The organism is Hydrogenimonas sp., from assembly GCF_029932565.1.
Lineage (GTDB): Bacteria > Campylobacterota > Campylobacteria > Campylobacterales > Hydrogenimonadaceae > Hydrogenimonas.
Genome location: NZ_JAOZPV010000068.1, coordinates 1 through 9,829, shown reverse-complemented (window position 1 = coordinate 9,829; position 9,829 = coordinate 1). Strand labels below are relative to the sequence as shown.

The 9,829-nt window shown below is 55.7% G+C and carries 9 protein-coding genes; 1 reads left to right on the top strand and 8 read right to left on the bottom strand.

The features are described from left to right. The 6 genes from Q1K24_RS07900 to Q1K24_RS07875 form a co-directional block, all read right to left on the bottom strand. Nucleotides 1-535: YfdX family protein (locus Q1K24_RS07900; RefSeq protein ID WP_300368515.1), on the bottom strand; the 535-nt coding region annotated here is incomplete at its 3' end. A gap of 73 nt (nt 536-608) precedes the next feature. Next, nucleotides 609-1,409: a CorA family divalent cation transporter gene (locus Q1K24_RS07895; RefSeq protein ID WP_300368512.1), complete on the bottom strand. Its 801-nt coding sequence runs from the start codon at nt 1,407-1,409 to the stop codon at nt 609-611. Nucleotides 1,410-1,422: 13 nt separating this feature from the next. Then, entirely contained in the window at nt 1,423-2,100 is a 678-nt protein-coding gene (locus Q1K24_RS07890; RefSeq protein ID WP_300368509.1) for a Crp/Fnr family transcriptional regulator, read from the bottom strand. After that, the gene (locus tag Q1K24_RS07885) at nt 2,100-2,810 is read right to left on the bottom strand and encodes a 2Fe-2S iron-sulfur cluster-binding protein (protein ID WP_300368506.1); all 711 of its coding nucleotides are present in this window, start codon (nt 2,808-2,810) and stop codon (nt 2,100-2,102) included. Before Q1K24_RS07885 ends, Q1K24_RS07890 begins: the two co-directional genes overlap by 1 nt. Further along, on the bottom strand, nt 2,807-2,995 hold the full coding sequence (locus tag Q1K24_RS07880; protein WP_300368503.1) for a hypothetical protein: 189 nt from the start codon (nt 2,993-2,995) through the stop codon (nt 2,807-2,809). The genes Q1K24_RS07885 and Q1K24_RS07880 overlap by 4 nt, the downstream gene beginning before the upstream one ends. Before the next feature lie 26 nt (nt 2,996-3,021). Beyond that, nucleotides 3,022-4,632 (bottom strand): FAD-dependent oxidoreductase, encoded by a 1,611-nt coding sequence (locus tag Q1K24_RS07875; RefSeq protein ID WP_300368500.1) that lies wholly within the window; start codon nt 4,630-4,632, stop codon nt 3,022-3,024. 229 nt (nt 4,633-4,861) lie between these two features. Between Q1K24_RS07875 and Q1K24_RS07870 the strand changes: the two genes are divergently transcribed. Further along, the gene (locus Q1K24_RS07870) at nt 4,862-5,683 is read left to right on the top strand and encodes an EI24 domain-containing protein (RefSeq protein ID WP_300368497.1); all 822 of its coding nucleotides are present in this window, start codon (nt 4,862-4,864) and stop codon (nt 5,681-5,683) included. Nucleotides 5,684-5,744: 61 nt separating this feature from the next. Here the strand turns inward: Q1K24_RS07870 and Q1K24_RS07865 are convergent, their stop codons facing one another. Both Q1K24_RS07865 and Q1K24_RS07860 read right to left on the bottom strand, forming a co-directional pair. Continuing rightward, nucleotides 5,745-8,339, bottom strand: a complete 2,595-nt coding sequence (locus tag Q1K24_RS07865) for a M14 family zinc carboxypeptidase (protein ID WP_300368495.1) — start codon at nt 8,337-8,339, stop codon at nt 5,745-5,747. Nucleotides 8,340-8,389: 50 nt separating this feature from the next. Continuing rightward, nucleotides 8,390-9,829, bottom strand: a 1,440-nt coding sequence (locus Q1K24_RS07860) for a helix-hairpin-helix domain-containing protein (RefSeq protein WP_300368492.1), incomplete at its 5' end; no start/stop codon positions are given.

Sequence of the window (9,829 nt, the reverse complement as noted above, 5' to 3'; positions counted from 1 at the left end):
GCACGTCCCGCGCCTCTTTGGTCTTGCCCTCGTGCAGATATTTCGCCGCCAGCTTGAGGGCCTGGGGATAGGAGACGAGCGGCAGGTTGACCGTCACGATGTCGATTTCGCTCTGCAGGGTTCCCAGCAGACGCCTCGCCTCCTGGATTTTGTTGTCATCCAGCAAATCTTTGACCAGTTTCAACGCCGCTTTGATCGACTTCGGATCTCCTACATACTCGACCGCCACGATCGAAGAGTCGATCGGCAGCAGAGCCGGCGCATCCTTGTGGGCCAGCACCACTTCCAACTTTCCGATCGCCTTTTCCAGATCCTTTTTGGCACCTTCGACATCCTTCTTGTCCAGTGCCGCGAGAACCTTCTGGGTCAGAAGGACGGCATCGACCGCCTCCTGGACCACCTCCACCTGTTTGCTTTGGGCTCTGCTTTTCGCGCTCTTAACCGCTCCCGCGCTCACTTCGGCGGAGGTCTCGGCCATCGCAAACGGCGCGCAGAGCAGTGCCGCTGCGGCGAAAGATATCAGCAGTTTCTTCATGATTGGACTCCTTTTTCCAGTTTTGTCTGGAAAATTTTAGTCCAACCGTGTCAAAGATTCTGCAACCTATGTATCATTTTGGGCGTTTGATACGGAATTTCTCGATTTTTCTGGTGTTGATCATGAAAAACGGAACGAGGAACAGAAGTTCCAGAAAGAGTGAGAGCGCCACGACCTTGACGGTTCCGGCGGGGTCGTCGGTATAGGGGAGGCCGCCCGTATTCATGCCGAAGAAGCCGGTGACGAGAGTCAACGGCAGAAAAATGGCGGAGATGACCGTAAGCAGATACATGTTCCGGTTCATCCGCTCGTCCACCTTGGCGCGGTAGAAATCGTAGAGGTTGTCGAGTTTTTCGATCGCCGCTTTGGCCAGGTCCCGGATGCGCTCCATATGCTCCAGCAGGTCGGTGTAGGCAAGCTCCCTGAAACCTTCCCGCTTTCTGTGGTGGCGCAGGAAGAGCTCGAAAGCGAGGGTGGCATGAAACATGAGGCGATGGATCAGCGACACATCCTTCTTGTAGGCCAGCCATCGCTGCATGAAGGCCGCAGGAAGCGACCCTTCGTAGAGGCTCTCTTCGAGCATTTCGATGTCGTAATGGTAACGCTGCATATCTTTGATGAGGCTCTCCGTCTTCTCGTCCAGAAAGGCGTGCATGTCCTCCAGCGTACCGCTCGCTTCCAGCTTTTTCGCATTGCGGTTGAAGCGGTAGCAGGCGTCCCCCTCGACGACGAAGGCGTAGGAGATGATCTGCAGCCCCTCCGCCGTCATCTCCGGAAGGCGCAGAATCAGGACGGCGTAGCCGTCGCCCAGCTCGAACTCGGAAGGGTGGCTGGCGTTTTCGATATCTTCCAGCAACAGTGCGTCGATTTTCATGTTCCACCTTTGATCAATACTTTTTTTCGACCTTTTCGAGCAGTTTTTTCACATCGTTGACGGCCAGTTTCTTGCGTTCGATGTTGATGATCCCTTCCCGTTTGAGCTGCTGGAGGTGGCGGTTGACAACATGGCGGACCGTCCCGATGAGCGAGGCGATCTCTTCGTGGGGGAGATTTTGCAGAAGCCCCAGGTGTCTGACCGGGTTTTTAAGATCGAGATTTTTCAGAATGAGCTTCATCAGACGGGTCGATGTGTCGTAGAGCGAAAGATCGGCCGCCAACTCCTCCACCTGGCGCATCTGCTTCGCCATGTAGGGAAGGAAGGCACGGTTGAAGGCGGGATTGGTCTCGAGCCACTCCCGTACCTTTTCGATCGGCAGCTCCAGCGCTTTGACATCGTCGAGCGCTTCGGTCATCACTTCGTGCCGCCTGCCGTCGAGTACCGTCAACACGTCGAACATGTCGTGGGGGCCGAGCAGGTAGAGCGTCTGCTCCCGATTGTTCTGTGGATTGTACTGGTAGACTTTGATGCGCCCTTCGATCACGATATAGAAGTGTTTCAGCGTATCGTCCGCATCCATCGCGGGCGAGCCTTTGGGGTATTCCCGTATCACGCCCACGCGGTTGATCTCGTCGATGAGCTGCCCGCTGATTCCTTCGAAGGGTTCCAGATGGGTCAGATGCAGCATCAGAAATCCAGCCCGAAACTCCCAAAGGCTCCCATATTCGGATCGGTATGACCCATCTGGGTACTCTTCGTGCGCAGCATCAAAATATCGCTTTTGGGATCGATGCCCTCCGGACAGACCGCCGTACATTCGCCGCACAGGGTACAGTCCCAGACGCCGTCGTGCTGTACGGCATCGATCTTTCCTTTGGGATCGCCCTCTCTCGGATCGGCCACGTATCGCCAGACACGGGTCAGCGCAAAAGGACCCGCGAAAAGCGGATTGGTTTCGAAAACCGGACAGGCGCTGTAGCAGGAGTGGCAGAGGATACAGTCGGTCTGCACTTCCGTGCGCTTCTCCTCTTCCAGTGTCACGACGGCTTCGTCATTCAAACGCTCCAGCCACGCCCCGGTCCGTTTCAGCGTCTCGAAACCGCCGCTCTGGTCGGTGACGAGATCTTTGATAACCGGCTCGAAGCGCAGCGGCTCCACCAGATCGCCCTCTTTCGGCTTGTAGGAGCAGGCCAGCACTTCCCGTCCGTTGACCCGCACGGCACAGCTGCCGCAGACACAGCTTCTGCAGCCAGACCGGAAGGTGAGCGTAGGGTCCTTCTTCGTCTTGATCGAAGTCAGCGCCTCCAGCAGCGTCACCCCCTCTTCGATCTCCCACTCCTGTACGATCTCCGCCGGCTGACGCGCCGCATGGTATCGCTTGATGGAAATGTTGATCATGCCTCGTCCTCGTCATCGTAATCTTCGCAGCAGTTGCCGCCCGTCTCGTACTCCTCTTCCCACGGCCGAAGTTCCCTTTCGACCGTCTCGATGAGCTTCTCCGCCTCTTCGAGCTTCTCCTCTGCCTTCTCGAGCTCCTTCTCGAGTCTCTCCGCCGTCAACTCCTCTTTGTTCTCATTTGTCATTCTCGATTCTCCGTTCTCAACTCCCATCAGGCCAGTCCTCCGAACTCGTTGCAGAGCGTCCCGTCGTGCTTCCATGAAAGCGAATGGACGCCGTCGTAGCTTTTCTCTTCCCGCGGATGGTCTTCCCGCTGATGGGCGCCGCGGGACTCCTTCCGGCTGATGGCGCAGACGAGTATCGCTTCGGCCAGTTCCACCATGTTGCCGAACTCGATGAATTCGATCAGGTTGGTGTTGTACTCCCGGCTCTTGTCGGCGATTCCCATGAAAGGGAGCTCTTTCTGCATCTGCCGAATGACCGAAAGCACCCCCTTCAGTCCCATCTCGTTGCGGACGATACCGACATTCCTGTAGAAAATCTTTCCCAGGAAATCGCGTTTTTCGTAAAAGTCGATCTGGTTCGTGAAATGGGGAATCGCCGCGACGAAACTCCTGTCCTTTTCGAACTGTTCGCTGTTTCGCGGATTCACATCGCCGTGCTGCCGGGCGAAAGCCGCGGCGTTTTCCCCGGCCTCCCTTCCGAACACGATGGTCTCCAGGAGCGAGTTGCCCCCCAGCCGGTTGGCGCCATGCACTTTCGAATTGGCGCATTCACCCGCTGCGTAGAGCCCCTTCACTTTCGTGCAGTGCATATGGTCGACATCGATGCCTCCCATCGTGTAGTGCGCCACCGGTTTGATCGGTATGAGGTCGGTCACCGGATCGATCCCTTCGTAGAGTTTCGCCAATTTGCGCTCCTGGGGAAGATTCTCCTCGACGAAGGCTTCGCCCAGATGGCGGATATCCAGAAAAACCTCTTCGCCGCTCTCCAGCTGTTCCCAGATCGCTTTGGCCACCTGGTCGCGCGTCAGCAGTTCGTCGACGAAATGTTCGCCTTTGGAGTTGAGCAGTCTGCCGCCGGCTCCCCGGGCGCTCTCGCTGATCAGGATGCCGCTGGACCTCAGCGCCGTCGGGTGAAACTGCACATACTCCAGATCGCTCAGCACGCATCCTGCACGGATCGCCGCCGCCACGCCGTCGCCCGTCGTTGCAGAGGAGTTGGTCGTGAAACCGCGGTAGAGGCCGGCGTACCCGCCGCTGGCGACGACAACGCTTTTGGCACCGATCGCCTTTACCTCACCCGTTGCCATCTCGACCGCCGTGACGCCAAGCACTCGACCCTCTTCGACGATAAAGTTGAGCAGATAGTATTCACTCAGAAATTCGATCCCCTGTTTCAGGGCGGTATCGTGCAGTGTATGAAGTATCTTGAGCCCCGTATAGTCCTGCGCATAACAGGCGCGTTTCCCGCTTGCGCCGCCCAGTCTGCGCTGGGCGACCCTGCCGTCTTCCAGCCGGCTGAACGGAGTGCCGATGCGATCGAGCCACCCGATCGCATCGGGTGCCTTTTCGCAAAGCCTGCGCACCATCCCCTCATCTGCAAGCGTATGGGCCGATTTGAGCGTATCGGCGATATGCGCTTCCACACTGTCGGGCTCGATATTGCCGATCGCCGCATTGATACCCCCCTGGGCCATCGATGTCTGCGATCGGGTAGGGTAGTTTTTCCCGAGCACACCCACCTTCGCACCTGCATCGTGGGCTGCAAGCGCCGCAGACAATCCGGCCCCGCCACCACCGATAATCAATAGATCGAACATAACGGTTCCTGCCCTCTTTTTTAGAGCAATTATAGCAGGACACTATGCTATACTATATAAAAATGGCCGCCGGGCTCGGTGAACCATAGAACTTTTTAGTCTGCTATATCGGCTGAACGGCGGATTCGGCGCGAAAGAGAGATGGCCGGAGACAAAACGAATCAGCTGCACCTGAAAAATCGAGGAAGAGACAACGACACGATCGTTGCCGGACCGGAGGAGAACGACGATGACACCCAATCAGCAAAAGAGAGATTTTCCTGCCGAGGGCGCGCTGCTTGCACGCGCTCTTTCGGACTTTTTCACAACCAAATTTCTGGCTCTTTCGACAGCTCCCTTTATCATTACGATCCTCATCGCATTCTTTTTTCTTTTTCAGCTCTCCGGCGAATTTTTCGACATGCTGAACGCTGCCGCCCAGGCATCGCAAAATCCCGATGCGGCCGCCGCACAAAACGAACTGGCCCAATTTGCGAAAGAGTATCCCATTATTTCCGCCATTCTCGGCAGTTTCCTTTTCAAGGCGGTGGCCGGAACACTCTTTTATATCATCGGCGGCGGCGTAGCCGTTCTGGTTTCGGTCATCATCGCCGTCATTGTCGTCGGGTTCTTCACCCCGATGATCGTTTCCGAGGTCCGAAAGCGCCACTATCCGAATGTCGAGCGCAACGCAACAGTACCACTGTGGGACTATCTGCTTTTCCTGCTGGGGCAGTTCCTTCTCTTTCTGCTCTTTCTCGTCGTTTCCATACCCTTCTGGTTCGTGCCGCTGCTCGGAATCGTTGCGATGAATGCCCCCTTTTACTTTCTTTTCCACAAACTGCTGACACGTGATGTAGCGGGTGAAATTCTGGATAAAAGGGAGATGCGCGAGGTTTTCGCACAGGCGAAGTGGCGCATCATGACGACGACGCTCATTCTCTATCTTCTCTCATTGATACCCGGAGTGGGTATTCTGGGACAGGTCTTTTTCGTCATTGTCCTGACGCACCAGTTTTTCCAGGAGGCTGCGCGTCTTCGGGCCGCACAGGTAGAGACCGCCACGAGCTGATATCGGCATAGCCAACGGGCGGTTCACCGGTGGCAGGGTTTGCCACAGTTTCGCCGCCCAGCTATCTCTTCGGTTCATACTCCAGAATAACCGGCTCGCTGAAATTGGGCACATCGTCGTAGGTAAAGACGGCATAGTATTTCTTCACATCGAGCGCACCGAAATCGTCGTAGGTCCAGTTGTCCGGCCCGCCGTAGAGCTTGTCGCCATCGTAGGGCGAGATGGGGCGGCGGAACGGGTTCTTGATGACGAAAACCCCTTTGAAATCTTTGTCGGCAGGATTTTTCCACGAGAGTTTCACCTTGCCGTTTTCGATTTTGTAGCCCAGGCCACTCACCGGCGCGACAGGTCGCCGGCGCTTGTGAAGATATTCGATAATCAGCCGGGGTGTGAACTCCGGATGCGAACTGTGCCACTCGACGACCGAATTCTTCACCAGCTTCTGTGCGCTGCTTGGACGCAACAAAAAGGCGATGGATGTCTTGTCGCGCAGCCGGTTTCCGAATTCCTGAATGGCATACGTGTCGAACACGAACACCTGCTCCTGGTTCTTGAGCTCGTTAACGCTTACGTCGTATCCGATATTTTCGATGATCTGGCGATTTTTGATCGCCTCGTAGTCTCGCTCGGCATTGGCATCGATCATCTCCAGATGAAAGCGGATATTCTCCTTGGCATAGACTTTGACCGGATTGAGAACGACATAGGCGCGTGTGATCTGCATGAACTCCCAGTCCGGCAGCGATCCCAGCTCGAAGTCGAACGTGGCATAGATCTTTTTGCCGTTTCCATCGAATCCGCTGACGATTTTCTCCTCTTCGATGCCGTCGGAACGAACCGTAAAACTCTGCCTGGGGAAAAGCTCCATACGGTTCGATTCGAGTGTATAGGTGATCTCGAGATGGGGTCGGAATGCGAGACCGCCGCCAAACTTCCCATACCCCAGATCCCACTGCATCATCTGGGAGGTACGCCCGACTTCCAGTGTTTTGGGTCCCTCGATACGAAAAACCACCTCCCTGTTTTTGATATGCTCCTGCAGGGCCCGGCACTCCACTTCGCTGAACTCCCAGCTTCGCCAGATCCCCTGTGTCAGGTGGTTCGACGCAGTGGGGCGCCCGACATAGGAGTGGATAGCCATCTTGTCGACATCCTCGAACTTCGTGATGTCGCCCAGAGTGGCGGGATCGACAATGCCGGCATCCCACTCACCGAACTTTTCCACCGTCACCCCGACACGGTTCATCGGGTAGAGGCGCAGACGCGCGTGTTTGATGATGGCATTGTCGGGAATCGTTTTGAGCGGAATCGTGACGATGGCGTAGCTGACCCCTTTGGCTTCGCTCACCCCCACAAACAGTGAGTTGACGCCGAAATGCGACGCGTTCTCCTTGAGCTTTTCAGCGACATAGCCCGTCCTGTCCGGAAGCGGGAAATAGGTACGGTGGAATTCATCGTCACCGACATGGGTCCGAACGGCCAGCACCGGGGCAAAGGGGGATTTGCGCCCCGTTTTCTTGTTGACGGCGCGAATGTGGTAGAAGTAGGGGGTGTCACTCATCAGATTCTGGTCGGCGTACCGGTTCGCCTGCGTCAGCCCCATCAGGTTGAAGGGACGGCAGTATGATTTTTCGCGCCGGCTGCGATAGATTTCGAAATAGATCTCTTCGCCGTCGCAGCAGGGGTAGGGCTCCCATTCGAGCGTTACATTGTCGATGCCCACATGAGTGGCACGAAAGTTTTCGGGGCGTGGCATCACTCCTTCGTGTGCATAGTTCGGCACCTCTTTGAGAGCAGCCAGCAGCGCAGGGATATGCTCGCGAATATGCTCGATCATGCTGTCGAGATAGTCGGAGATGTTCCGCGTACCGACTTCGACAACCGTAGCGACGATCCCTTTGGAGTAGTAGAACTCCCGCCCGCTTCCGCTGATGAGCTTCGCCGGGGGCTTGCCCTGATGGATGCCGTACTCTCTGTCACTGATCTTGCGGATCTCTTCGGCCATATTGGCACAGAGAACATTCATGTCGGTCGTGTCGATCGTATCCTCGTGGCGGAAATCGTGGGCAGGAAAGAAGACATTGCCCTGGGAGTGGTAGTCGAGGGCGATGGCGATGTTGGGATGACTCTCCACGAAATCTCTCAACGCGCGCGTTTCGGGCTCGCTGAATGGCTCGGGGCCGCCGTAGACGTTGGAGTCGGGTTTGTTGGATTTGACGAACCCGACGGGAAAGTTGCGGTTGAGGTCGACCCCATAGCTGCCGTCGGCATTCTGGCGGCGGTTTTTGCGCCAGAAACTGAAGTGGTTGCGGGAATATTCGAATCCATCGGGATTGACACAGGGAACCATATAGATGGCGGCATGCTCCAGCGCCTCCTGGATATCATGGTCGTAGGCGATGTTGCGATCCACCTGCTGCGCGAAACCGATCGCCAGTTCCAGCCCGATCCATTCACGCGCGTGGATCGTTCCGGTATAGAAGAGAGCCGGTTTTTCATGGGCCTGCCGGACGTTTTGCGAGATGGTCACCGCGATAATATCGCGTTTTTCCCATGTCTGGCCGATCACTTCGACGGCGAAAAGATCGGGGCGGCGCTCGGCCAGCTCCCCAAAGAGAGCCACCGCTTCGTCGTAGGAGTGGTAAAGTTGTTTCAAATAGTTTTCCTTAAATAAAAAGCGAAGCGTTTTTCTTCACTTTTCATTTTTCACTTGATAGCGATATGGTCGCGGATTTTATCGAGTTTCTTTTTACCCAGACCTTTAATGTTCAACATATCTTCGAGAGTTTTGAAAGGACCGTTCTTCTCTCTGAACTCGACGATCTTTTCGGCCAGTTTTTTTCCGATCGCCTTGATTTTCGAGAGAGCCTTCACACCCGCTGTATTGACATCCACCCTGCTGTGCAGACCCTCCGCCCAGACTTTGAGCGTCTGCTTGTCGATACCTTCGAGCTCGAGCAGCTCGTCAAGGCTTTCGATGTCGTGACTGTGGATGTAGCGGATCACTTCGACGGCGATATCCTCTTCCATGCCATGCAGCGTCATCAGTTCGGTCAACGTCACACTTTCGAGTGACATTTCGCTCTCTTCCGGTTCGTTCCGTACCTCTTCCCCTTTTTTCGCCTCCTCGAGAATGATATCGGGAATCTCTTCCTCTTTCTTGAGCGGTGCTTTGTGCAGATGCGAATCGTCGGGAATATCTTCCGGTATACTCTCTTCGGTCAATTCGATATCCCACTTGCCTTCTTTATCGTTGAGATAGTACGCCCCGTCGGTGGAAGGAATGTATTTGCTGAACTGGATATGACGCATCGTGCGCAGCAGAGAGGGGTTGATCTTTCCGAGCTCCTCCCAATTGTAGAGAGGAATATGCGGTTTCGGAAATCGCCCCTCCGAGAAATCCCACATCAGATACTGGCAGATCCAGTCGCGGAAGTAGGGGAATGCGGCGAATGCCGTAGCGCACTCGAGGATGTAGTATTTGCCGTCGTACTCGGCGATATCGCAGGCCCAGTACTCCGCTTTCGCCGCTTTGGATGCCTCCACTGCCAGCTCCAGCGCACCCATCGGCACGCCGTCGTAGGTCATGTAGCCGCCCTGCGACGTATTGGTCAACTCCATATCCTCGCCCGCCACACGCCAGAATGCACAGGCCGGTTTGTGGCCGACCAGCATGACACGGATGTCGGCACGCAGCGGAATGCACTCCTGGATGTACATCGGCATATACTTCTTCTCGTCGAAGAGTTTTTTCGCCTCCTCTTTCGACTTGACCTTGTGGACATAGTAGCCGCCGTAGTTGGAGGGGCCGTAGCTCCGCTTCACGATGATCGGGTAGTCACACCTCTCCAGATAGTTGTAGCCCTCGTCCCGATCGTAGAAGATTTTCGTCTTCGGATGGGAAAGATTGTGCTTTTCGCAGAAGAGGGTGACATTCTCTTTGCTTTTGTTGGCGAACTGTGTCTCGAGCGAAGGGACGAAACGCACATGCGGCAGCGCCTTGGCGATCTCACGGAAGGTTTCGTACGCGGTGGCAGGGATATTGCCGATGAGAATATCGATCTTCTTGCGTTTCACCTCTTTGATAAAGCGCTCCTTGTCGTTGCCCCAGTGGTAGACGACGGTTTCGATCTTGTCGGGCCACCC

Excerpts from the sequence above, each read along its gene's own strand:
- Q1K24_RS07895 (WP_300368512.1), bottom strand. The coding sequence starts at position 1,409 with ATGAAAATCGACGCACTGTTGCTGGAAGATATCGAAAACGCCAGCCAC.
- Q1K24_RS07890 (WP_300368509.1), bottom strand. The coding sequence starts at position 2,100 with ATGCTGCATCTGACCCATCTGGAACCCTTCGAAGGAATCAGCGGGCAG.
- Q1K24_RS07885 (WP_300368506.1), bottom strand. The coding sequence starts at position 2,810 with ATGATCAACATTTCCATCAAGCGATACCATGCGGCGCGTCAGCCGGCG.
- Q1K24_RS07880 (WP_300368503.1), bottom strand. The coding sequence starts at position 2,995 with ATGACAAATGAGAACAAAGAGGAGTTGACGGCGGAGAGACTCGAGAAG.
- Q1K24_RS07875 (WP_300368500.1), bottom strand. The coding sequence starts at position 4,632 with ATGTTCGATCTATTGATTATCGGTGGTGGCGGGGCCGGATTGTCTGCG.
- Q1K24_RS07870 (WP_300368497.1), top strand. The coding sequence starts at position 4,862 with ATGACACCCAATCAGCAAAAGAGAGATTTTCCTGCCGAGGGCGCGCTG.